This window comes from Vibrio sp. A8-1 (assembly GCF_013048685.1).
GTDB classification, from domain to species: domain Bacteria; phylum Pseudomonadota; class Gammaproteobacteria; order Enterobacterales; family Vibrionaceae; genus Vibrio; species Vibrio metschnikovii.
In genome coordinates, this window is the sequence record NZ_VHTC01000003.1 from 176,277 (window position 1) to 200,723 (window position 24,447).

Here is a 24,447-nt window from a genome sequence, read left to right on the forward strand (position 1 = left end):
TTAGATACGTTAAGACTGAGAATACCGACTTTGATATTAAGAGGAGAGGTGTTCAAACGAGTCAGGCGTAGTTGGGGTCAATTCGGCCCCAACCACGGTATTGCGTCCTTGATGCTTTGCTTGATAAAGCGCTTTATCAGCTTCAGCGTACATACGCTCAAATTGAATTTCACTCGGCGTAAAACGGGCAACAGAGTAACCAATCGAGACCGTTAAACATGAAGAAACAGGGCTAGTGTGATGTGGAATATTCTCTTGCTCGACCGCACAGCGAATCGTTTCGGCTAACGCGGCGACTTGCTGAGCATTATGCCTAGTCAGTAGCAAGACAAACTCTTCACCGCCGATCCGGCAAAATTGCTCTCCAGCAGACTGAGTATGTTGACTGAGCACTTTACCAATCCGCATTAACGCGATGTCTCCCTCAAGATGCCCATAATAGTTATTAAATAAGCCAAAGTGGTCAATATCGAGCAAAATAACCCCATAATCAACCGGCTTAGCCGCATATTGCTCACAGGTTTGTTCTAACAAATGGGTTAACATACGCCGATTGCCTAAACGCGTCAGTGGATCCATTTTGGCCAGCAAATCCAGCTTCTCATTGGCTTTTTGTAGCTCTCGGGTACGGTTATAGATTTCACGCTCTAGGTTTTCATTCAATTCATTGATCGCTTGCTGAGCTTTAGCACGCATCAAGACTTCGGTTAAATTCGAGGCGAACATGCGGATCACTTCTCGTAACTGAGACGTTAACGGAGAGCGGCGGATCAGGTTATCAGCTGAAATAAACGCCAATGGTTTATCGTTATCAGTTAACATCGTCATCGCCGTCCAACCAAATCCAACAATTTGACTGTCGTGATAGATGGGCACCGACTCTTTGAACACCACCTCATTTGGTGCTTGTTTGGCTAAAAGGACGATTTCATTATCAATCGCAGAGCTACGAAAATAACCCTCATCGACGATATTCCCTTGAATATCAGTTCCCCAAGTCCCCTGCAAATAACCGCACTGTTCATCGGTCAAAAATACTGCCATGCGATCGATACCCATGCGCTTAATCGCAAAGGCTACCGCCGTTTTACACACTTCACTCACCGTCAAACAACGCGATAATTCGACCATGCTTGCATGTAACATGCGCATGTTTTGTTCCTGCCGTTTACGAATATAAATTTGCGCCAATAACGAAGCAAAAGAACCGAGCATCTGGCGTTGATAATCACCGATGGGTTGACGACGAAAATAGTTGTCCATCGCTATCCAACCAAACACTTCTTCACCATCACGCAGCAATAGCATACCGTTCCATCCCTGCCCGATCACCTCACCTGCGGTATACAACGGCGCATCATCGATGATCACCAACGTTGAGTTTCCGTCGGCGATCGCTTCGATATATCGTGGCTCTAACTGATGTAAATCGAACTGAGTATGATGCTCACTTATCGTTCGTCCTTGCTCATCCGTCCCATAAGTGCCGCTAAAACAGCGTTTTTTGATGTCTAATAAAAATAAAGCCACTCGATCAAACCCCAGCTTATCGCGCACCGCTTCAACCGATGCACGATGCAACTCATCCAAGTTGCTCGGATTTGATAAGGTAAGAGCCAACTGATGCACCAGTTTCATGTTATCAATAAAAATTTCGCGCTGCGTTAACTCATCGCGATACTTAGCCTCACGGCTATCACGAAGCTTAAACTCTTGCGCAGCGTCCGTTTCGGCGCGGATACACTGCCAACGAGCCGCTATCAGCGGTAAGCATTCAAGCCCCCCGGTCGCCAATAACTGACTCACTCGCTGCTCACAGACTCCCTCAAACAATAAATAGGTCCGTTTATCGCTGTGGTTATCGAGGGTAAATAAATACGCTTCTGATGGGATGTCCTGCTGATAATCCCAGTTGCAAGTATTGGTCGCAAGCGGGATCAGATTATCGGCACAATCAAATTGGGCGGCCCACAACCAAAACGTCTCTGGATACTGAGCCACTGATAGCGGTTGCCCTACTGTAAAAATACTCTTTGCCTGATAAGGATGAGAAGGTGCATGGAAGATGTGCATCGCCTGAGGTAAAAGTATCTGGCGTAAAAAGGGAAAGATAACCTCAGTCAACATACGATGACTACTGCAAGTCGAGAGCTGTTTTGCTAGGGTACGAGAGAACATGACCATGGCCTAAATAGAGTGTGCCTAGCGTCAAATTAGAGAATCCAGCAGCGTTACTCAATCGAATCCCATAGTCTCTGTTAACCGCGCCGCAAATTGGCTAAAAGGGTTTATGTATCTTAGAGATGAGCTGCATTTTTGAGAGGTTGTTTCCATTTTAGCGGGAAAACACAGTCATTAATTGTGAAAATTCTCAGTAGTGAGAATTTTCACAGACAAGATTAACGCTTAACGCGGAAAATGATCCGGATGACCAAATATTATTGCCGATGAACAGAGAACTCACCTCTGCTCTACGGATTCAATGTATTAGGCTTGCTGAAATGGATATAACGACCCGAGGCCCATGATCTGAGTTAGCTCATCAAGTGCGGTTCGATTCTCTATTAATAATTGCGGATCAGCCAAATCCGCTTCAAGTAATCGATCGCGATAATGCTTTTTCACCCATTGATTGAGCGTTTCAAAACGTTGATCATCCATTAAGCATCGGGAGTTAGTGGCTTTAAGCTCTGATGCATTGAGAACAACACGCAAACGCAAACAAGCCGGACCACCGCCGTTACACATACTTTCGCGCAGATCAAACACCTTAACTTCATCAATCGGTCCACCGCTGGTGATCAATTGCTGCAGATACGCCCACACTCGCGGGTTTTGACGAGACTCTTCAGGAACGACAATCAGCATTTTGCCATTGGCTTTGGTTAATAGCTGGCTGTTAAACAAGTAACTGTCTACCGCATCTTGCACCGCAACTAACTCGGTCGGAACTTCAATCGGGATAAATGGGCTGTCTAAAGCATTCAGTTTTTGCTCTAGCTCAGCAAAAGCACGCGCTTGATCGAGAAACGCTTGCTGATGATGGAACAATACCGGTCCATTGCTAACCGCAATCACATCATTATGAAAAACCCCTTGGTCGATCACCGCTGGATTTTGCTGGATAAACACTCGCTGCGCAGCGTTTAATTGATGCAACCGTGCCACTGCTTCACTCGCTTCACGAGTTTGTCGAGCAGGAAAACGCTGTGGTTCAACGGCTCCTCCCCATGCTTGACGACCATACACAAACAGCTCAACTCCAGGCGCAGTATAATCACGGCATAACCGATTATGATTTGCCGCCCCTTCATCACCGAAAAGAGCTTGCTGAGGCAGCGCAGCATGGTGGACAAAATGCTCAGCAGAAGAAAATACCGCTTGCAGTGCTCGGCGGGTTGTCGTGGCTTCAATTGAACGATGAAATTTATTATTCAGATTAGCAACCGTAAAGTGAACTTTGTTATCAGCTGTATCTGCCGAAGGAGAAACCGTCGCAGCATTAGCGACCCACATCGATGAAGCGGAGCTTACGTTGGCTAAAAGCTGCGGAGCTTGCTTGGCAACTTTAGCCAGTATTTGCTCATCGCGTCCACTAAAACCCAATTCACGCAAAGTCGCCATACAAGGGCGTTCTTGGGGAGGTAATATGCCCTGTACAAACCCCATATCATGAAGTGCTTTCATCTTGCTGAGCCCTTGCAGCGCAGCTAGCTGTGGATTAGAAGCCGCATTTTTATTTGAAGTTGACGCAACATTACCAAACGACAGTCCTGCGTAATTATGAGTAAGCCCAACCAGACCATCAAAATTCACTTCATAAGCTGACATAGACAACGTCCTTATTATTATTGATTTTAAAAGAGGAAATTAACAACTCGCGGTCACGCGCGGCTGCGCAAATAATGGGGCAATTCTGACTTTATCACCTTGCTGTACTTGTAATTGATCCGCTTGCTCAGCCGTCAGCGAGATTTGCTGATCAACGTATTGCGCATTACTGATCATCGCTCGATAATGGTGATAATTAAGATTACCAATCAACCATGTAGCCTCCCCTTGTGGTGGCGAGTCACTGATCAATACCTCACATAACTCACTATCACGAACCATGCGTAAGTCATCAATGTACGCTTCCAGAGTCGGGCCGGCATCGAAAATATCGATGTAGCCTTCATAACGCATCCCTTCATCTTCAAGAATTTTACGCGCAGGCTCAGTGTTAGGGTGCACCTTAGCAATCACTTGCTGAGCAGGCTCCGATAAAAAATCGACATACAGAGGATGTTTTGGCATTAATTCGGCAATGAATGCCTTTTGGCCAATCCCCGTTAAATGATCCGCTTGGCTAAAATCAATCGAAAAGAATCGTCGGCCGAGGCTTTCCCAGAACGGTGAATGGCCACTATCATCAGAGACGCCTCGCATCTCAGCAATCAATTTATCAGTGAAATGTTCTCGGAAACTGGCCATAAACAGCAGCCGGCTTTTCGATAATAAATGGCCATGTTTACCTAATCGAAAATCAGGATCGAGAAAGAGTGTGCACAGCTCACTGCATCCCGTATGATCATTACTTAAAAATAAGGTCGGCATTTGGTTATAAACATCCAGCTCTTTGGAGGCATGCACCAAAGTCCCAACCCGAAAATCGTACCACGGTTCATTTAAACCAATCGCCACTTCTAAACCACTCACACCAACCACTTGCTGAGTTTCTGTCTCTTCCAAGACAAACAGATAACCTTGATCATGCAGCGGCGCTTCTCCTTGCCAAGTCGCCAGCATTCTTTCAATTCGCTGCGCTAAACGCTGTTCATGATGAGGTAACGAAGTGAATCCCACTCCGGTTTTTTTAGCTAAGGCTAGCAATGCGAGTTTGTCATCCCTAGTCACTGGGCGAATAAGCATCATAACTTGAATCCTTGTTGTGATGGGCGATGTTCTTGTTCGTAAGCGAAGAACATAACCATGCAAAATAGCCACACAAATAATTCTTACTGTCTACTCATCACTAAAAATGCATTATTTTTGACACGTTATGCTAACAAGTAAGGATTATTATCCAAAAGTGCTACTATTTATTTAAAACTTGGTGGTTATTGCTAAACATTGATTAACTTTGTCGTGTTTACATAGTAAATTCAAATAAAGAAAAATATCAACACTTTTAACAAAAAACCAACCATATACAAGACAAAAATTAACTTAATAGACTGAAAAGTAAATACATTATCTCGATAAATAACGACAATGATTTAAGCTATTTATACTTATTTCCCCTCCTCTATCTAAATCTATTGGTTCAATAATTACTCTACGATGAATACAAATCGAACGTTGGAAAAAGAAAATTTAATCATTATTAATGCATAGCCATGCTACATATTCGTTACTCTCTTCATTGATTATTTTGCTTAGCAAGGCGTTATTTCAGAGATAACGCTTTTATATAGAAATATCATGAAATGATGACCCAATAAAAATATGGCAGGGAATGTTCAAAGCAACCGATTACTTAGCTTAATGGGTGAAAGAATCGAAACTGCGCATCCATTAATTGAATAAATGTGATGAAAATCTCTTTTTGTACCGCTATACTCCGCGCTCGGTGTGCATCCGAACTCACCAATACAAGCCGTCATATGGAATAGTGAACGACCCTAGGATAGGACCAGCTCGTTAACTTTGCTTGTAAAGGTGCTTTATGAACAGACAACGGCGACCGCTTAGGTCATTACTTCCCTCCTACACTGCTAGCCAGTGCCGTAGCCTGTTCCCGCCTTTTATAAACATGACACCCACTCTCTTTCCATTCATTCACGACATCGAAAAAAATTATGACAATTATTTTTAGCTTATTGGGCATGCTGGTCTTGCTCGCTTTGGCGTATCTGCTCTCTGAGAAACGCGCGATTATTAATTGGAAAACGGTTTCACGGGCGCTATTACTGCAAGTCAGCTTTGCTGCACTGGTCTTGTACTTTCCTTGGGGACAAGCCGCCCTTGGTGCGCTCAGTCAAGGGGTTGCAAGTCTGTTAGGCTTTGCTGATGTAGGCATCGCCTTCTTATTTGGTGATTTAGCCAATATTGGGTTTATCTTTGCAATTCGTGTTTTGCCGATCATTATCTTTTTTAGCGCGCTGATCTCTGCGCTGTACTATTTAGGCATTATGCAAAAAGTCATCGCTTGGTTAGGCGGCGGGATCCAGCGCTTTTTAGGCACCAGCAAAGCCGAGTCTTTAGTCGCTACAGGCAACATTTTCTTGTCACAAGGTGAATCGCCGCTATTAGTACGTCCCTTTTTGCCTAAATTAACCCGCTCAGAACTATTTGCGGTGATGACTGGCGGTATGGCTTCTGTAGCGGGTAGTGTGCTCGGAGGCTATGCAGGGCTCGGTATTGAGCTAAAATATCTGATTGCCGCTAGCTTTATGGCGGCGCCAGGTAGCTTGCTCATGGCGAAAATCATCGTCCCTGAAGCAGGAAAACCGTGCGATCAGACCGATGTACACATTGATGGTAGCGAACAAAGTAATGTCATTGATGCTCTCGCAAGCGGCGCAATGAATGGCATGAAGGTGGCGGTCGCGGTCGGAACCATGCTTATCGCTTTTGTCAGCGTGATCGCGATGGTCAATACTGGGTTAGAGAGCTTTGCTGAGCTGTTTGGTTTACAAGGCATCACTTTACAGCTCTTACTTGGCTATCTATTTGCACCACTGGCTTGGATACTCGGCATCCCGGCCCATGAAATGATTCAAGCGGGCTCTTACATCGGTCAAAAAGTGATCATGAATGAGTTTGTGGCCTTTATTGATTTTATCCAACATAAAGATGCACTGTCTGAGTACAGCCAAGTGGTGATTACCTTTGCTTTATGTGGCTTTGCCAATATTGGTTCGATCGCGATTCAGCTTGGTTCGATTGGGGTTATGGCACCAGAACGTCGAGCAGAAGTGGCTAATTTAGGCCTGAAAGCCGTGATTGCTGGCACTCTTGCTAACCTAATGAGTGCTTGTTTGGCTGGTTTGTTTATTTCACTGTAAATCTCTTGATGAAGAAGGGCTTTGCCCTTCTTCATTATCTTATCTCTCCCATTTATTTTTTAATCGCCCCCCTTTGAGAGCAAGTGAGATCTTATCTAATCTTCCCCCTTCTACGCTCAATGATCGACTGGATTACCCACTGGGTTTTGCCAGCTATTGCATCGGGAACCTCATGATTTACTCTTTTCTACTCTCCATAAATAAACTTTATTGTTGCATAATGGTCTGATAGCCAAGCTCAATACTCGCGACTATTCAATGAGCTAGGTTTGAAGTGTGTGGTTGCCTGTGCGTCTATCGACTTGACGTTGCAGGTAGTTAGCCAGTCTAGTCATTCCCTATACGCAAATCACTCGGTGATTAGGGTAAAGGCACACGGCAAACACCGCTACCGTCTCCAATAGGAAGGGTATATCCTCCAATAATAAAGGACCGTTACCGCATGATAATGCATTCTCGTCAACGTTTAGTCACCGCGCTACTCGCTGGAGCACTATTAAGCTCCTCACCGCTATGGGCTGAAGAGCCTACTACCGATGATTCCATGAGTTACAGCAGTATTGTTGAAACCATGAGTCATAAAGAAGGTTTCCTTACTTTTTATCGCGACCAAACTACCGGTGAAACGTTATTTGCCATCAATGAATCACAGCTCAACCAGCCAATGATTTATCTCGCCCAAAGTCTGGATGGTATTGTTGAAGCAGGACATTTTCGGGGCAACTTTCGTGAAACTCGCGTCATCGAATTTCGCCGTTATTTCGATAGAATTGATATCGTTGCGTTGAATCCTCGTTTTCAATTTGACCCCAATAACCCTCTTTCCCGCGCAGCCAACGCGAATATTAGTCAAGCGACACTGGCAACCCTACCAATCATTGCCGAAGAAGAAGGACAAATCCTACTCAGCGCGGATCGATTATTCATCGGTGATGCACTGCATAAACTGACGCCAACTCTCGACAGACGTTCATCAGGATCAGGGTTCATGATGGGAGAGCTGCTTGAACATCGCTCGCGTTTTAGCGCAGAGCGTGTCTATCCGCGTAATGTCGACGTGGTGATCGACTATGTATTCTTAAACAATGAGCCACAAGAGAGCTCTACGGCTCAAGCCGATGCGCGGATCACGCAAATCCGTCTCCAACATTCATTGATTGCACTGCCTGAGAATGACTATCAACCGCGCGCCGATGACGCACGGATTGGCTACTTTACTCAATCGTTTGATCGGATGACCGATAGCAGTTGGGCACCTTATGGTGATGTGATTAATCGCTGGCACTTGGAGAAAAAACACCCAGAGCAAGATCTCTCAGAACCCGTAGAACCCATTGTGTGGTGGATAGAAAATACGACACCTCATGAATGGCGAGAAGCGATTCGTCAAGGAGTAGAAGGATGGAATATCGCCTTTGAAGCTGCAGGATTTAAAAATGCACTGGTCGTCAAAGAGCAACCGGATGATGCCGAGTGGGAAGCGGGAGATATTAATTATAACGTGCTACGCTGGACCTCTTCTCCTCAACCTCTGTTTGGTGGTTATGGTCCTTCGCTGGCGAACCCTTTAACCGGTGAAATTATTGCCGCAAACATCATGCTAGAGCATATTTTTCTGTCTAATGTTTGGTTAACCGAGCAAGTGTTCGCGCCTGTGACTCCCACTCAGCAAACGCACACTCATATCATTAACGGACAACCAGTGCATTGCTCTGCCGCCCATTCTCTACAGCAAGGGTTAATGATGGCAAGAGCAACTTATGGTTTGCCGACCGGAGAAGCCTTTGCCGACAATGAACGTTTACAGCAAGGATTACGCCATTTAGTGATGCACGAAATCGGGCATACCTTGGGGCTGAATCATAATATGAAGTCTCATTCTTTATGGGATAATGAACAAATTCACGATAAGTCGCTCACTAAAGGGGTATTGTCGGGGTCGGTAATGGATTACGCACCGATTAACTTAGCCCCCGTAGGTAAACCGCAAGGTGATTATTACAGTTACTTACCTGGGCCTTACGATATCTGGGCGATTGAATATGGTTACTCTCCCGCACTTGCAGACCCTGAACAAGAGTCACAACGCCTAGAACGTATTTTACAGCGTTCCCATCAGCCTGAATTGGCATTTGCTAACGATGCAGATGACATGCGTTTTCCTGGCGTCCACATCGACCCTCGGGCAATGATTGGCGCACACAGCTCGGACCCTATCACCTATGCGACACAACGTTTTGAGCTGATTAAGCACACCTACCCTCAATTATTGCAAACGGCGCGCGTACCTGGTCAATCCCATCAACAACTGTTGATTAGCGCTAATGTGCTCTTTAATCACTATCTCAATCAAGCCAATGTTGTTTCGCGCTATATCGGTGGTATTTATGTTGAGCGAGCGGTGGTTGGACAAGATCCACAAGTCAAACCATTCACTCCGGTTGCGCTTGCCGACCAACAGCGCGCAATGCGTACTTTAGCCAACTATGTCTTTGCCCCCGATGTCTTACAAGAAATGATGCCGCTACTCAATTATATGCAGCCTCAACGACGCGGGTTTGCTCGATACGGTATCAATGAGGATCCGAAGCCTCACCAACGCCTTTTTGCTATGCAGCAAATGATCCTCGATCATCTATTGCATCCTAACGTCACGATGCGTCTCAGCGATAGTCGATTGTATGGTAATCAATACAGTGTGAATCAGATGCTCAGTGAATTAACTAACGCTATTTTTGTCGATGCCAGACAAGTCAACAGCATCAGTCAAATGCTGCAGGTCAGTTATGTACAACGCCTGATTGTGATCGCAAATCTTGATAAAGAGAATGAAAGTGAGCACGATTTTGTGACTCGCTCTGAGGCTTTAGCTCAACTCCACGCGATTCGTAAAATGCGTCTCTCAAGACATGTGAGCGATGAAGTGAAAAATCATTATCAGTTTATTAATCAGATGATCGATAGAGCTCTGAAATAATCATTAAAAAAACCGCTTCAAAAGTCGAGTAGACCTGAAGCGGTTATACATTTCAAAGCGGCGGATTAAAAAGTCAGCGAAAGGTTAGCCGCTACCCCCATCTGATGTTTACCAGCGTAGTTCCCGGCTAAATCAAAACGCACCACATCAAACGGACTAAAACCAATACCCGCGGTAATAGCATTATCAAGATTACTTTCTAAATCAATCTCATAGCCAGCACGTAGTTGTGCCCAGCGCCATGCATTACCTTCAATACCAAAGCGTAAAAACTGAGTATCATCCCCTTTGCCGTCAAAACGAGATTGTTTGGTGAGATCTAAATCCACAGCAGCGGTGAAAGCATCCGTTACATAACCACCCGAGACGGTAACTTGAGTATCCAATTTGTATTGATTGATGCCATTAAATGTCGTGATTTTTTGACTAAACAGATCTTTTACCGCCACACCTGCGCGATAGTTATCTTTTAACCACACGACACCTAAATCGAGGTTAAAAGCGCTGTCACTGGTTTCACTCTGATCATAATCATCTAAATCAAATTCTTTAACACTTAAGCTCTGTTGATAAGTCTTGAGTTGTTGGATTTTCGGCGCCACACCGATAGCCCATTGATGGCCGCGATACTGCACCATTTTCGCCACTGCAAGCCCGTATTCGGAATAACCAAAGGCCATGAGATCAACACTAGAGTCTTGATAGCGATTGACCGGATCGGCATCATCACTGATCTGCGCTTTCGCGAGGATCTCAACATAGCCGCGCGCAAAAAAGTTTAATGAAACTCGGTTCATCGGAATGGCAACCGCAACACCTAAACCACCCGACACCGCAAAAGGTTTATTGTTATTTAAGTCATCTAAATAACGATTCAATCGATCTTGCGTTGCTTGTGAAGTATCACCAGCTTCAAACGCTTTGATCACATCTTGTAAATCATCAATCGTCGATAAATTATCATCGCTATCGCGCAGGTTAATACCGACGGCGGGTAATAGCACGCCAAAATCATCTCGACTACGATAAACCGCGGTTAACGCTGGGTTATAAAACGGCGCTAATAGATAATCAGAGGTGGTCACCCCAGTATTACCCATTGCATTCCCTCGCGCATCAGCGACAGCATTCGCCGCTAACGCAGAACCAGAAAAAAACGCCCCAAGCACCACTGCCAGTTGTGTGTATTTTTGCATATCCTTATCACCTTTTACGTGAAAACACTCATCACTAAGGTTAATACACTAAAGGCTAAATCGCTAAATAACCGTCATTTTTTAAATCGCGCACTCCATAAAGTGCAGTGCGCGACTTTCATCAATCGGATTTAAGCAGATCGAGGAGCAGATTTAACGACCGGCGTCTTGACTGCTGATGATGGGCGACGAGTACGATGTGACGGACTCTTTTTCGCTGAATTAGGATTGGATTTGTTCGCAGGGCGTCCCTCACCGGACGTTTGACCACGATGACCCGTATTTTGCTGAGTCGCTGTCGGCTTCTTCACTTTTTTGGGCTTTTTAGGTTTAAGCGGACGACCATCTAACTTCGATTCAGGGACAACATTAGTGGGCTCAAAACCGGCCAAACTCATTCGAGGTAATACCGTTTGAATTAAACGTTCAATCGCAAATAACTCCGGTGCTTCCAATTCACACACAAATGAGATCGCTTTACCCACTTCTCCAGCGCGGCCAGTTCGGCCGATACGATGGACATAGTCTTCAGCGACTTTAGGCAACTCAAAATTGACCACTTGTGGCAATTGAGGGATATCAATGCCACGCGCAGCAATATCGGTAGCGACCAAAATACGTATATCGCCCGCTTTAAAGTCAGCTAACGCTCGAGTACGTGCGCCTTGGCTTTTATTACCGTGGATTGCCGCCGCGGTTAATCCTTGCTCATTTAAATAGGTCGCTAAACGGTTCGCACCATGTTTAGTCCGCATAAACACCAACACTTGTTGCCAATTACCCTCTTTGACCAACTTAACCAACATGGCTGGTTTCTTTTTCACGTCAGCCGGATAAATACATTGCTCAACAGTTCTTGCTGTTGAATTGGCAGGGCTGACTGAAATCTCAACCGGATTATTAACTAAGCCTTTAGCAAGCTCTCGAATCTCGGTCGAAAATGTTGCCGAAAACAATAAGTTCTGACGCTTTTCTGGCAATAGTTTCAGTATCTTACGAATATCACGAATAAAGCCCATGTCTAACATGCGATCCGCTTCATCCAAGACCAAGATTTCCAGTTGATCAAACTTGACCGCATTTTGGTTATACAGATCCATCAATCGACCTGGGGTAGCCACTAAAATATCCGCCCCTTTACACATCCGCTGCATTTGTGGGTTAACTTTCACTCCACCAAAGACGACGGCACTGCTTAATGGCAGATAACGACCGTAGACTAGAATACTTTCTTGAATTTGCGCAGCCAGCTCACGTGTTGGGGTAAGAATTAAAGCGCGCACCTGATTGGCGCGAACCTTTGGACCCTTTGATAAAAGCTCCAAAATAGGCAATGTAAAGCCAGCTGTTTTTCCTGTGCCAGTCTGAGCTGCTGCCATGACATCCTTGCCCTCTAATACCGCAGGAATGGCCTGCACTTGGATAGGCGAAGGCGTGTTATACCCTTTCTCTTCAATAGCTTTAAGGATTGGTGCAGAAAGACCGAGCGAGGTAAAACCCATATATGATTCTCAATAGTAATAAAATAAACAACGCGGCACCGCCGCGCAAAGTCCGCCATTTTGAGGCCTTTACTATTGGGTAGCAACCGTTAATTACAAATACCGACCGATTGACGACTCACAACACCTTACGTTGAATGGCGATAATCGGGCTCTACATGAATCAACACCTCAGCATTAGGCAGCACAGCCATGATCGCCGCTTCAATTCTATCGCATTGTTGGTGGGCAGCATCGACACACATCGATTTAGGTACAGTAAGATGAAAATCAATATGACGGCGACGGCCTGAATAACGAGTACGTAACTGATGAAAGCTCATCTCTGGCCCACAAACACTTTTAATGGTTTGACTAGTCAGCGCTAACTCTTCGTCCGAGATACTATGGTCTAATAAAGGACGAAACGCTTCGCATAACAAACTCACCCCTTCACGAGAAATAAATACCGCAACAAAGATGGCCACAATCGCATCGATAAAATACCAGTCATAACCTAAGTATCCGGCGACTAACATCACTGATAGCCCCGCCGCAACACCGAGTGAGGTTAATACGTCCGCTTTTAAATGCAGAGCATCCGCTTGTAGCGCGATTGATTCTTCTTCTTTCGCTACGCGATAAAGGTGTCTTGAAACCAATAAGTTAACCAGAGCAGAAATTAACATCACGACTACGCCTAGCCCTATCGCACTGACTGGCTGAGGATTAAACAGCTTACTGATCGCTTCATAGACAATCCATGCTGCAGCACCCAAAATCAATAACGCTTCTAATACGCCTGAAACGTTCTCAATTTTACTGTGTCCGTAAGGATGATTGTCGTCTGGTGGTAAATCGGAGGTACTAACGGCAAATAACGCAATTAATGCGGCAATAAGATCCATGGCAGAGTGTATGGCCTCTGAAATGATACTCACCGAGCCACTAAAAATCCCCACCGTCATTTTCATCACAATTAACGTACTATTAGAACCCACCGAAATGAGTGCTGCGCTGGTTTTACGATTCATTATAGAACTCCACAAAAACACTCTGCTCATCGACGATGAATCATAGCACAAGTTTTTTACACAATACGTCTATAATTTCCATAAAAAAACAACCATAAGCATGATAAATGAATAAAATAAAAACCAATAAAAACAGCATGATAATGTTAAATAAAAACAATTATCACTACTTGGATTCGCATTTGATTAAAAATTGAATATAAACATAAAGTATCGTTATATTTAAACAGCAAAAATCAAAAAAGATCCCGATTTCATCCACTTTTTAGACTTATCATTAATCGCTAGAAAACTGGCTGCATATTGGTACAATACGTTAACATTATTTATTCACCCTCATGTCTTTAGGCTTATGTCCACTTTACAAACTATCGTTCTCGAAACCCCCAATGTATCCAATAAAGTCCTGCTTCATTCTTGCTGCGCCCCTTGCGCTGGCGATGTAATGGAGCGAATAGTTAACGCGGGAATCGAACTTACCGTCTTTTTCTATAACCCGAATATCCATCCAGAAAAAGAGTATTTGATCCGTAAAGAAGAGAACATTCGTTTTGCTGAAAAACTGGGTATTCCGTTTATAGACGCAGATTATGACGCGCCAAACTGGTTTGAACGGGTAAAAGGAATGGAATGGGAGCCAGAGCGCGGTATTCGCTGCACTGAGTGCTTTGACATGCGTTTTGAACGCACTGCGTTGTACGCCCATGAAAATGGGTTTGACACTTTCACCAGTTGCTTAGGGATCTCGCGTTGGAAAAATATGCAGCAAATTAATGACTGTGGTCAACGCGCTGCAGCACGTTACCCAAGCCTGACTTACTGGACATTCAACTGGCGCAAGCAAGGTGGAGCGAGTCGCATGGTTGAACTGGCTAAGCGAGAACGTTTTTACCAACAAGAGTACTGCGGCTGTATCTATTCACTGCGTGATACCAACCGCTGGCGAGTGGCCAATGATAGACCACGAATTCAAATTGGTGTGCAGTATTATACTGATGAGTAAATCGTTTTTCTGCGATCATCTAACCAAAGCAATCTTACGTTTAACATTTGATCCTGATTAGCCACACCATTACACTGACAACGTGACATCATAAGGTTGAGAGAATATATGCAGAATAGTCATGCCAAAATTGATATTCCAGAGCGCTCTGTGGAACGAAAATTTGTGCCCAAGCTGAGTAATTTCAAAGTTAGCGCATCCTATGAGGGGCTAATCGCTAGTGGTAAACCCTCAACTCTAGAAGCACTAAAGCGCCAATATGCGAGATAAGTACGGCGTCAGTCGGGATCATTATTGCTATCCCGACTCGGAGACACTCGAAAATCAACTGAATATTCAAGGCAGTGATGAACTGCATGTGGCGGAAACCGCCTTTTCTGAATACCGATATATCCACTACGTCAGCCACCTTTCTACTTTAGAGCAATTCGACGTTGAGCACTTTCGAACCCTGCATTGGGTACTTTTTCAAGATGTCTACTCATGGGCTGGAAACTATCGCGATGTTGATATTAGCAAGGGCACGACGCGCTTTTGTAATTGTCTCTATATTGAAAGAGAGCTAAACCGCCAGCTGGCACGAATTCCTCAGCTACGTAACTGTGTCGATAGAGCTGCGTTTGTGCGCCTTATTGCTGATATTTTCTGTGAAATTAATATCGTTCATCCCTTTCGCGAAGGTAATGGCAGAGCAACGCGATTTTTCTTTGAAGAGTTAGTCTTTGTGGCAGGGTATGAACTGGATTGGCCTGAAGTATCCAAAGACCACTGGATTGAAGCCAATATTCAAGGCTATCACGGCAATTTATCGCTTCTCGAAGAACTATTTGATAGAGCGATCAGCCAAACCAAGCTCTTATAAATTGCTTTATTCACTACCTTTATGATTCACGCAAGGTCAAGTCCTACTCATTATCCAAATGCCCCAAGTCAACTCATGCTGAATTGAATGTAATTTGTTGTCACCACCAGCACGGCAACAACAAATTACACAACGTGCACTTAGCGAGATTCTAGTGGATAAGAACGATAGCTCCACATACCATAAGTTCTTAAAGCATCACGATTGTAATAGATTCCATCTCTTGATCCATTCTTAAAAACGAGTTTATCTTGAACCGCCCTACAAGTTGCTTTTATCAAAATAGGATATTTAGATTTTCTATACTAGGATGAAAATCATCAATGATATTTGTCTGGACTCTACGTAATGAAAGATCGCCTATTTCATTCGCTAAGCTTGGTGGTGTTTCTAGCATTCCTAGTACTCACGAGTTTTTATGCTTGGCAAGATAGTCGTAGAGTTAAACACTTTATCCAACACTATGAATTACCTTCCATAGGTATGGCATTAGCGGCAAGCGTCGATAGAACAGCTGGCGAATATCATCGAATTAGTGGTGAACTACAGCATAATAATTTTATACGTGACTGGATTCTAGCTGGCGAACAAGATATTGATATATTACGTACTTTCTTACGTGACATTAGTCTGCGATTTCGTTTAGCGGATGCTAGCATAGTCAGTGATCGTTCCGAGACTTACTACTCAGATGATCAGCGAATCATAAAACTTGATCCCAATAATGTATCACGAGATGGATGGTATTATCTTTATCGTGAAACCTTACGAGATATCAATATAGATACATGGTATTACGCTGAAGAAGATAAGTTGCACATATGGGTTAATGCTCCTCTTTTTGATCATAATGGCGAATTTCTAGGTCTTACTGGCGTGGGAGTCGATACCGAAGATTTTAGTAATCTGCTGATGACTTATGGCCGCCTTAAAGGTTTTGACGTTTATCTAGCACGATTAGATGGTCAACTGGTTTATGCAAGAAACCGACAGTTATTAGCGGACCAGCTTAACTTAAGCGATCTGTGGGATATAGAGTTCAACTTTCTTGATAAAAACAGAGACGGCATAGCATTAAATTTTGCTAATAGAGATGATTCAGAGGTATTACTCTGGATACGCTTTATGGATACTTGGAATACTTGGTTAGTGGTAGAAAAATCTGCCGAATCCATTCAGTCTCGCATCAATGAAAGTTTAAAAAGTAGTGCACTTCTGGGTGGCTCTCTTAGCCTATTACTATTTTTAGTGATTTTTGCTTCTATTATGCTTGCACGGCACAAAGTAGATGAGAAGACACTCCATCTTGAATATCAAGCAGGTACTGATTGCCTAACGGGGCTGTTTAATCGCGCATACCTATCAGGGCTTATTCAGTTAGAATTAACTCGATTACGTAAGGTAGAAGGTGTCTCTGCAATCTTACTGATTGATATCGATTATTTTAAAAGAATTAACGATACATACGGACACCCAATCGGTGATCAAGTACTTTGTTGCGTTGCTCATAGCTTAAATCAAAATATTCGAGAAGGTGATGCGGTCGCGCGGTTTGGTGGTGAGGAGTTTATGGTACTGCTGCCGAATATTTCATTACAAGATGCCGTAGAACATGCAGAAAAGCTGCGTTTAGCCGTTAGTGAACTGACCTTTCCATGCCTTCCACAAGAGGTGAGTATTACGGTAAGCATCGGGATTTCATTGTTAGATATAGCTAAAGATAATCCAATAGAGACGGCTTATTTTGATGCGGATAGAGCATTGTATCGTGCAAAATCTTCGGGGCGCAATCGTGTAGTGTGCTCATGAACAGTCCGAGTGTTTATGCTTAAGTGGCTTAACGACACTATCCAAACCTTCGATTTTTAATGCCAGACACAGCTGAAGCAGTTGGCCTAACTCGCCTTCGGGAAAACCTTTGTTGGCGAACCACAGTAGGTACTCTTCAGGTAAATCGATCAAAATCCTACCAGCATATTTTCCAAAAGGCATGGGTATTCTGGCGAGTTTGAGTAGGTTTTCTTTTTCTAACATGATGTCAATTAGGCTCGGTGAGTCATTGGAGGTGACAGCATACAAAAAGTCTCCCGAGCAGAGCAAGTGCTGGGAGACTGATAGCTTTATTAGTGGTTCTTAACCACGTAAAATCATTTGCTCACGTTCAGGCCCCACCGAAATCATCGATACCGGCACTTGCAGTAGCTCTTCAATCCGTAGTACGTACTTTTGAGCCGCAAGCGGCAGGCTTTCAAAAGTGCGACAACCGGTAATGTCTTCTTGCCAGCTTTCCATTTGCTCATAAATAGGCGCAAGGGCTGCCGTTTGTGGCCAAATCGGGTTTTCGCTGTGATGACCTTGATAGCCGACACAAATTTTCAGATCAGATAAGCCCGTTAAGCAGTCAATTTTGGTCAAAGCGACTTCGGTGGCCGCTTGTAGCTCAACCCCATTACGGGTTGCTACGGCATCAAAATAGCCCATATCACGTGGACGACCAGTAGTCGCGCCAAACTCGTTGGCTTTTTCACGAAACGCATCTTGCTCTTCCATCGCGGTGATCAAGGTGCCAGTGCCAACCGATGAGCTAAAGGCTTTCGCCACGGCAATCACTCGCTCTGGACGCAATGCGGGTAAACCACCGCCCAAACCTGCGTAAGCGGAAGTTACATGAGAGGATGTTGTCCAAGGATATTCTCCGTACACCAAATCACGGCCAGCACCCAACTGGGCTTCAAACAACAAGTTTCCGCCCTGAGCTTGAATCGCTTTTAGCGGTACGGTGACATTACAAACGGATGCTAACCATGGCTGAGCAACCTCTAGTAGCCATGCTGCCATTTCCGCCGCGCTTTGAGTAAACTCAAAACTTGGGTAAAGGGCTTTGAGTTGAGGCAATTTCCAATCTAGCCAAAATTGAATGCGTTCTTGTAACACTTCAGGTTGCTTTAACCAGCCAACTAAGATGCCTTTTTTCATCACTCGGTCACCATAAGCCGGAGCAATGCCTTGACGAGTAGAGCCGTAGGCGCGATCGCCTAAACGTGCTTCTTCTAAACTGTCTTCTAAAGCATGGAGAGGCAAACACAAAGTCGCACGATCGGAAATCGCCATGCGTAGCGATACGCCTGATTGCTCAACTTCCGCCATCTCTTTTGACAATAACTCAGGGCTTATCACCATACCAGGGCCAAGTACCGCCAAACAATCTGGATTAAACACGCCACTCGGCAGTTGGTGTAATTTAAACGTTCCGAATTCATTAACTACGGTGTGACCGGCGTTATTTCCGCCTTGAAAACGAACACTGGCTGAAGCTTGATCGGCAAGATAATCAACAATCCGACCTTTACCTTCATCACCCCAGTTAGCACCAACAACAACAATCGACGACATGAGTTACTCTCCTTAAAAGCAAGTGTCACCATCCTATGCCTAAGATTGAAATATGAAAAATTAATTATTATTATAACTCTGATAAGAATTCCATATCACCTTTACTGAATGCTCTCTCGTTTAAGGATCCATCATGCTTGATATTCACTGGCTCAATACCTTTGTCACTTTAGCGAAATATCAACATTTTGGTAAAACCGCCGCGGTATTACACATGACACAGCCCAACGTTAGCTTGCATTTAAAACAGTTAGAGCAAGCAACGCGAGTCAAATTGATTGAACGTAACCCTTTTCAACTGACTCAAGCGGGTGAGCGATTATTGCAAAGTGCAGAGAAAACCTTACTTGAATTACAAGTCTGCCAAGCCGATCTCAATGCCATTAACCATCTTCATCAGGGCACCTTAACCATTGCAGCCAGCGATATCATCTCTCGCTTACTCTTGATTGGCCCTTTTCAGCTCTTTCGTAAAACCTATCCGGGGATCGACCTGTCATTATTTAATACCACCTCTTCACAAGCGGCAGAGCTGGTGAAAACGGCCAAAGCCGATTTGGGATTTGTGATCGCGCAAAAAGAAGAAGCACCTCTGAGTTTTACCGAGCTACGTGAGGTGCAGTGGTGCGCAATCGGCAATGGACTTGCGCAGTGGCAGGCGCAGGCCGCGAATCAAAGCCTAGCGGTGAGCGAGCATTCACAAGCTCCTCTCACCGCAGATGAACCGACGCTTATTCTGCTGGGTCATGATACTCGTACTCGAGATTTAATCGATCTCAGTTTGCCGAAACTGAACCTGCCTAACTATCGCATTATGGAAGTCGGTAGTGTGGATGCACAAATTGACTGGGCAGAAGCGGGGTTCGGAGTCGCGATTGTCCCTACGTTTTCAGTCAATCCGCAAAGGACATTACACACAACGCTTACCCCACTGCCCGATTTTTCTTCCACCAGTTTGGGTTATATCGTGCGCCAAAATCAATTACTCTCAAGAGCGATCAAGCAGTTGCTGGTGTGGGTCGATGAAGAAATCCAAAAATCGCAATCGTTGACTTAATGGTAAAATACCAGCACCAAAATGTGATTCAAGTCACAGATTATTTCAGTGAAACGTATTGATAATAATTATCAATTGCATCAGTATCCTTGCTCTCATTTTGACAAGGATCAAATTATGCAGTTGAAACCTTTGTTGGCTCTTATTCCTCTTCTGTTGACCAGCGCAACTCAAGCAGAAACCGCCGCTCCATCAGAAACCGATGAAACCATCACCGTACATGGGCAACCCATTCCTACTCATCAACGATTACGCAGTGATTTAGACAAAATGCGTGGTATCGCCAATGCGGATATCTTTTCTGGGATCACCAGCATACAAAGTAATAATATGCATAATGAAGCTGGCGCATTGGATATTGGCATTCGCGGCTTGCAAGGCGAAGGTCGAGTACCGATTTTTATTGATGGCAGCTTGCAATCTACTCACACCTCTCGTGGTTACCAAGGCGTCAGTGACCGAACCTATATTGATACCGACTTACTCAGCACCTTGACGGTTCATCAAGGTGCGACGATGGATAGCTCACCTTACGCCAGCGGGGCTGTTGGCGGCGTGGTTAACGCCACCACGCTAACCATTAACGATGTGATTAAAGATGACAGCTCTTTTGGTGTGATATTTAAAGCTCGGGCCAATAACCATAATCGTACCCCAGAAGTCAGTGGCGATTACCGTCAACAAGGCCGCTATTTATTAGCGAACCGTGACTCTGAATACAAATTTGAACACGGCTCAGCCATGATTGGCCTTGGTTATCAACATGAGTTATTCAGTACCGTACTCGCCTATAGTAAACGCTCAAAAGGTAACCATTTTTCCGGTAAAAATGGCTATGACGATTATCAAGACCCGGTGGTTGGCCCAGGACAAGAAGTGGTTAACACCAGCTTTGAAAGTGATTCGTGGCTCTTAAAATTAGCGACCAACAATCGCACCGCGCATAATGCCGATCTCACCTATCGTTACCACGAACAAAAAGCCGGTGAGGTTTTGGCCGCTTATTGGTACAAATTTAATTATGACCAAGAAGGCAACCCACTACCCAATGGTCAAGAGATGATGCCTCAGTGGGGATTAGGCACAGCGAAAGTCAATACTTATGCCGCCAACTACTACTATCAGCCTGATCATCCTTGGCTAAATCTACACGCCAATGTGTGGTACACCGATGCGAAGCTCGCTCAATATAACGGGCTTTGGGCCGTTGGCACTAACGCCGAGCAGTATTTCCATGGCTACAGCAATGACCGTTCCGGCTTTAGCGTCAGTAATGAGAGCTTACTGACCGACTGGCCGGTGCGTTTAACTTATGGTTTTGCGCAGCAGCAAGAGCGCTTATCGCCTGAAGAAGATGGACAAACGCGTTTTACCCAAACCGTGACTTCACGTGATGGTAAGCGTCGTACACAAAATATTTTTGCTAATGCCGATATAAATTACGCACCGCTGAAAATAAAACTGGGGCTAAATGCCCACAATGCCAAGTCCACTGACCACCAAACCAAGCAACATCTCGATTACAAAGAAAAAGTGGATTTACTAAGTGAACTGACTTACCAACTCACCCCAAGTACCCAGCTATTTTTGAAATCCTCACGTACTTATCGAATGCCGAGCTTATATGAAACGACGCTATCGAATGAGGTATTCAGCTACAATCCTTTCAACCCTCTCAAACCTGAGCAATCGTTCAATAACGAGGTAGGCGTGCAATGGCATAGCACGGATACAATAGCGAGTGGAGATAATCTTCATCTATCAGCGTCTTATTTTAGAAACAGCATTAAAAATTATATTTCTGGTGGGGTATTGCCAAAAACGCCGGGAATGCCTGAATGGCGTTCCAACTTTACCTTTACCAATTACGATAAAATGCAACTCTCTGGTTGGGAGCTGAGCGCCAAATATCACTATGCTTGGTTATACGCTCACCTTGCCGCTACCTTATACAGTGAAACCAAAATTTGCTCTACAGACCAAGCGGCATATGCAGAAAGCGAGCGCTGTAATTCTATGGGCTTTGCTTGGGGATTAACCCCAACGCGTATTCCCCCCAAAGAAAACATACACCTCAATCTTGGCACGCAATTTTTTAATAATACCCTTGATACTGGTATCAAGGTCTCTTATCACTCCGGTAAGTCGAATCCAAGCAATTGGTTAGCGGGCACTGGTGCCAGTGCGATTATCGATATTCCAGCGGATTATAAAATTGATCTCTACTCTCAATATGCCTTAAACCCTAACACACAGCTGTTTTTAGCCATTAATAACCTCACTGACCGTTATCAAGTCCAGCCCGGAGCGGTAATTAGTATGCCTGATCCAGGAAGAACGATTACCCTTGGTGTGGAAGTACACTATTAATCGAGATATCAAGCTAGGTGAAGGAGTTACCGCTCCTTAACTTGGCTGTATTTTGATGATTTTTCTACTTGAAGTAGGCAACGATATTGCTGCCTACTTCAAACAATTAACAGGATTCACACTAAGAAGTTAACTCATCTTAGCGCCAAACACCCCACTCTCCGGTGGTTCCCGGCTCTTCTCCTTTCGTCCACCACTGCGCGGTCCATTCACGCCCTTGGTGAACAACAATATCACCAGCGGTGTATGTTTTGCTCTCTTGCCACGCGTTATCAGGGGTCACTGGTGGCGGTGTTTGTTTTTGTAATGATAATTGGTAGCTAAACTGACCATGTGGCGCAAACACTTGGTTAGTATGGATATTTCTGGTATCAAACATATAGTGGTTCATTTCTTGGTGCCAAATACCGATATACCAATCTCCCGCCTGCTGCTGATTAAACTGACCCGCCAGTTCAACAGGCCAAGTGTGTCTGTTATTGGCTGAAATCTCGAGATGAATATCCGTCAGCTCTTGCCCTTGTTGGTTAAAGGTCCGAAATCGGACATGATCGCCGCTTTCCACTGGTCCAAACCCTGTTGGCACAAAATAACCTAATGCCGTTAAATCTGTCGGTTGCTCAGGTTCACTCGGTTCAGTAGGCGGCGTTGGGGCCTCTCCACCCACAAAGGTGATATCACTACAGTTATAAAACCCTTCGCCCGCCGGATCAATTCGCTGCCAGCGGGTATACAAAATCGCATCACCACTGCGTCCCTCAGGGAAATTGACCGTAAATCGGTATTTTCTATCAGCCCCTACTGCGACATTCCCCGCCTCATCAATTAACGCTAAATCGTCCCATGTCAAAGGTAGACTTGGATCGTACTCTGGTTTCGTTAAGTAAAACTCCCAATAAGAAGGATTATGTGGCACTGCAGCATGAAAAACTAAGTCCAATTGATGATGTTCATTTAGCTGAATCGGTGTTTTCTGCCAATGAGGAGAGACAATATTTAACCCAGCTTTAGCTGCATGACCGGCAGAACAAAGCTGACCATCCGGTATCACTGCTTTCACCTGCTCGAGATCTCGATAACGAGCCACATTCGCAGCCACTTCATTGCGTTGAACAAAGGGATACGCTCCCGATTGATCATAAACCGCTTGGCAAGCCGCATTGGGAATAGTGTTACTCCAAAAACCACCATCTAAATAGCACGTATTTTGCCGCGCACTGGGAAACTCAACCCAGCCATGTGCAAAAGCTAATGAGGGAATAGATAAACTGATACACAAGGTACTCAGGACTAATCGATGTTTCATTGTTCGGTTCCTTCCACTGACGATGTTAATAATGACCCATGAACTAGGGCGATGTTTTACGATGATCAACCAACTCAACCATCACCATAAAAATGGGCTATCTTTTCAAACCCAATACGTCCTAAAGCTAGCAAGATTCACTGATAACCCAAGTCAAGGACCACTATCGATGCTCCAAAATACAACCTACCTTCCAAATCTATACTGCTCATACTTTGAACGCTCATTTTCCTACGAGGGACATCAAATTTTATCCTCTCGCCAGATCATCAAACTAAATTGGTCATTGATTCGTTGCAAAGAAAGAACTCTCGAACGAGCAGGTATGGCATCACATTAAACCAATCTAATAAAAACAAAGCTTTATTAGCAAAAACTAAAGATCAAAATGCCATCATTTCGATTATTTATCACTCATAAAAACCAATTAATTATTTGTTTTTATGAGTAAATTAATTGTAACACTTCATTCATCACAGAAATAATTTGCAACATACCTACAATTCCCGAAAAGTTTCGAACGAAAATAAAACATTATTCGTTCGCTCCATTTTGAATGTTCTATTCCCCCAGCAACCTAATTACATTACGAGTAAGTGTTCACCAAGCCCCTATTGACAGAAAAAGTGTGACACTCAGCACTTGATCCACTTTTTACTATTGAGTGATCATTCCAGTGCTTCATCCTGTTTGTTATGAGCAGAAAGAAAGCCCCTAAA

At 44.4% G+C, this 24,447-nt stretch carries 16 protein-coding genes; 7 read left to right on the forward strand and 9 right to left on the reverse strand.

The window, feature by feature from the left end:
- Positions 1-36: 36 nt before the first annotated feature.
- The 3 genes from FKN93_RS02850 to astA all read right to left on the reverse strand — a co-directional run bounded on the left by FKN93_RS02850 (position 37) and on the right by astA (position 4,914).
- Entirely contained in the window at positions 37-2,178 is a 2,142-nt protein-coding gene (locus tag FKN93_RS02850) for a GGDEF domain-containing protein (RefSeq protein WP_158137137.1), read from the reverse strand.
- Positions 2,179-2,487: 309 nt separating this feature from the next.
- On the reverse strand, positions 2,488-3,831 hold the full coding sequence (gene astB, locus FKN93_RS02855; RefSeq protein ID WP_170904431.1) for an N-succinylarginine dihydrolase: 1,344 nt from the start codon (positions 3,829-3,831) through the stop codon (positions 2,488-2,490).
- Between the two features lie 39 nt (positions 3,832-3,870).
- Positions 3,871-4,914 (reverse strand): arginine N-succinyltransferase, encoded by a 1,044-nt coding sequence (gene astA / locus FKN93_RS02860; RefSeq protein ID WP_170904432.1) that lies wholly within the window; start codon positions 4,912-4,914, stop codon positions 3,871-3,873.
- 926 nt (positions 4,915-5,840) lie between these two features.
- On the opposite strand from astA, the gene FKN93_RS02865 reads away from it, so the two are divergent.
- Together FKN93_RS02865 and FKN93_RS02870 are read left to right on the forward strand one after the other, a co-directional pair.
- Positions 5,841-7,049 (forward strand): NupC/NupG family nucleoside CNT transporter, encoded by a 1,209-nt coding sequence (locus tag FKN93_RS02865; RefSeq protein WP_170904433.1) that lies wholly within the window; start codon positions 5,841-5,843, stop codon positions 7,047-7,049.
- 442 nt (positions 7,050-7,491) lie between these two features.
- A complete protein-coding gene (locus FKN93_RS02870) occupies positions 7,492-10,026 on the forward strand; it encodes a zinc-dependent metalloprotease (protein WP_170904434.1) in 2,535 nt (844 codons plus the stop codon).
- 65 nt (positions 10,027-10,091) lie between these two features.
- Here the strand turns inward: FKN93_RS02870 and FKN93_RS02875 are convergent, their stop codons facing one another.
- From FKN93_RS02875 to FKN93_RS02885, 3 genes are all read right to left on the reverse strand, one after another.
- Positions 10,092-11,222, reverse strand: a complete 1,131-nt coding sequence (locus tag FKN93_RS02875; protein WP_158137141.1) for a conjugal transfer protein TraF — start codon at positions 11,220-11,222, stop codon at positions 10,092-10,094.
- 131 nt (positions 11,223-11,353) lie between these two features.
- A complete protein-coding gene (locus FKN93_RS02880) occupies positions 11,354-12,724 on the reverse strand; it encodes a DEAD/DEAH box helicase (protein ID WP_154170864.1) in 1,371 nt (456 codons plus the stop codon).
- Between the two features lie 128 nt (positions 12,725-12,852).
- Positions 12,853-13,737, reverse strand: coding sequence for a cation diffusion facilitator family transporter (locus tag FKN93_RS02885; protein ID WP_170904435.1), 885 nt, complete (start codon positions 13,735-13,737; stop codon positions 12,853-12,855).
- Positions 13,738-14,089: 352 nt separating this feature from the next.
- Between FKN93_RS02885 and FKN93_RS02890 the strand changes: the two genes are divergently transcribed.
- The 3 genes from FKN93_RS02890 (at position 14,090) to FKN93_RS02900 (ending at position 17,411) form a co-directional block, all read left to right on the forward strand.
- Positions 14,090-14,740, forward strand: a complete 651-nt coding sequence (locus FKN93_RS02890; protein ID WP_170904436.1) for an epoxyqueuosine reductase QueH — start codon at positions 14,090-14,092, stop codon at positions 14,738-14,740.
- Between the two features lie 259 nt (positions 14,741-14,999).
- Positions 15,000-15,602, forward strand: coding sequence for a Fic family protein (locus FKN93_RS02895; protein ID WP_170904437.1), 603 nt, complete (start codon positions 15,000-15,002; stop codon positions 15,600-15,602).
- 348 nt (positions 15,603-15,950) lie between these two features.
- The gene (locus FKN93_RS02900; protein WP_170904438.1) at positions 15,951-17,411 is read left to right on the forward strand and encodes a sensor domain-containing diguanylate cyclase; all 1,461 of its coding nucleotides are present in this window, start codon (positions 15,951-15,953) and stop codon (positions 17,409-17,411) included.
- Here the strand turns inward: FKN93_RS02900 and FKN93_RS02905 are convergent.
- Positions 17,406-17,636: a DUF3820 family protein gene (locus tag FKN93_RS02905; protein ID WP_170904447.1), complete on the reverse strand. Its 231-nt coding sequence runs from the start codon at positions 17,634-17,636 to the stop codon at positions 17,406-17,408. The genes FKN93_RS02900 and FKN93_RS02905 overlap by 6 nt on opposite strands.
- 99 nt (positions 17,637-17,735) lie before the next feature.
- Positions 17,736-18,995: an adenylosuccinate synthetase gene (locus FKN93_RS02910; RefSeq protein ID WP_004396887.1), complete on the reverse strand. Its 1,260-nt coding sequence runs from the start codon at positions 18,993-18,995 to the stop codon at positions 17,736-17,738.
- A gap of 133 nt (positions 18,996-19,128) precedes the next feature.
- On the opposite strand from FKN93_RS02910, the gene FKN93_RS02915 reads away from it, so the two are divergent.
- Both FKN93_RS02915 and FKN93_RS02920 read left to right on the forward strand, forming a co-directional pair.
- Positions 19,129-20,052, forward strand: coding sequence for a LysR family transcriptional regulator (locus tag FKN93_RS02915; protein ID WP_170904439.1), 924 nt, complete (start codon positions 19,129-19,131; stop codon positions 20,050-20,052).
- A gap of 117 nt (positions 20,053-20,169) precedes the next feature.
- On the forward strand, positions 20,170-22,422 hold the full coding sequence (locus FKN93_RS02920) for a TonB-dependent receptor (RefSeq protein ID WP_170904440.1): 2,253 nt from the start codon (positions 20,170-20,172) through the stop codon (positions 22,420-22,422).
- Positions 22,423-22,561: 139 nt separating this feature from the next.
- Here FKN93_RS02920 and FKN93_RS02925 read toward each other — a convergent pair whose 3' ends face one another.
- Positions 22,562-23,728: a lytic polysaccharide monooxygenase gene (locus FKN93_RS02925; protein ID WP_170904441.1), complete on the reverse strand. Its 1,167-nt coding sequence runs from the start codon at positions 23,726-23,728 to the stop codon at positions 22,562-22,564.
- Positions 23,729-24,447 lie beyond the last annotated feature (719 nt).

Bases quoted from the DNA above. Each gene is read 5' to 3' on its own strand.
- FKN93_RS02850 (WP_158137137.1), bottom strand. From the start codon at position 2,178: ATGTTCTCTCGTACCCTAGCAAAACAGCTCTCGACTTGCAGTAGTCAT.
- astB (WP_170904431.1), bottom strand. From the start codon at position 3,831: ATGTCAGCTTATGAAGTGAATTTTGATGGTCTGGTTGGGCTTACTCAT.
- astA (WP_170904432.1), bottom strand. From the start codon at position 4,914: ATGATGCTTATTCGCCCAGTGACTAGGGATGACAAACTCGCATTGCTA.
- FKN93_RS02865 (WP_170904433.1), top strand. From the start codon at position 5,841: ATGACAATTATTTTTAGCTTATTGGGCATGCTGGTCTTGCTCGCTTTG.
- FKN93_RS02870 (WP_170904434.1), top strand. From the start codon at position 7,492: ATGATAATGCATTCTCGTCAACGTTTAGTCACCGCGCTACTCGCTGGA.
- FKN93_RS02875 (WP_158137141.1), bottom strand. From the start codon at position 11,222: ATGCAAAAATACACACAACTGGCAGTGGTGCTTGGGGCGTTTTTTTCT.
- FKN93_RS02880 (WP_154170864.1), bottom strand. From the start codon at position 12,724: ATGGGTTTTACCTCGCTCGGTCTTTCTGCACCAATCCTTAAAGCTATT.
- FKN93_RS02885 (WP_170904435.1), bottom strand. From the start codon at position 13,737: ATGAATCGTAAAACCAGCGCAGCACTCATTTCGGTGGGTTCTAATAGT.
- FKN93_RS02890 (WP_170904436.1), top strand. From the start codon at position 14,090: ATGTCCACTTTACAAACTATCGTTCTCGAAACCCCCAATGTATCCAAT.
- FKN93_RS02895 (WP_170904437.1), top strand. From the start codon at position 15,000: ATGCGAGATAAGTACGGCGTCAGTCGGGATCATTATTGCTATCCCGAC.
- FKN93_RS02900 (WP_170904438.1), top strand. From the start codon at position 15,951: ATGAAAGATCGCCTATTTCATTCGCTAAGCTTGGTGGTGTTTCTAGCA.
- FKN93_RS02905 (WP_170904447.1), bottom strand. From the start codon at position 17,636: ATGTTAGAAAAAGAAAACCTACTCAAACTCGCCAGAATACCCATGCCT.
- FKN93_RS02910 (WP_004396887.1), bottom strand. From the start codon at position 18,995: ATGTCGTCGATTGTTGTTGTTGGTGCTAACTGGGGTGATGAAGGTAAA.
- FKN93_RS02915 (WP_170904439.1), top strand. From the start codon at position 19,129: ATGCTTGATATTCACTGGCTCAATACCTTTGTCACTTTAGCGAAATAT.
- FKN93_RS02920 (WP_170904440.1), top strand. From the start codon at position 20,170: ATGCAGTTGAAACCTTTGTTGGCTCTTATTCCTCTTCTGTTGACCAGC.
- FKN93_RS02925 (WP_170904441.1), bottom strand. From the start codon at position 23,728: ATGAAACATCGATTAGTCCTGAGTACCTTGTGTATCAGTTTATCTATT.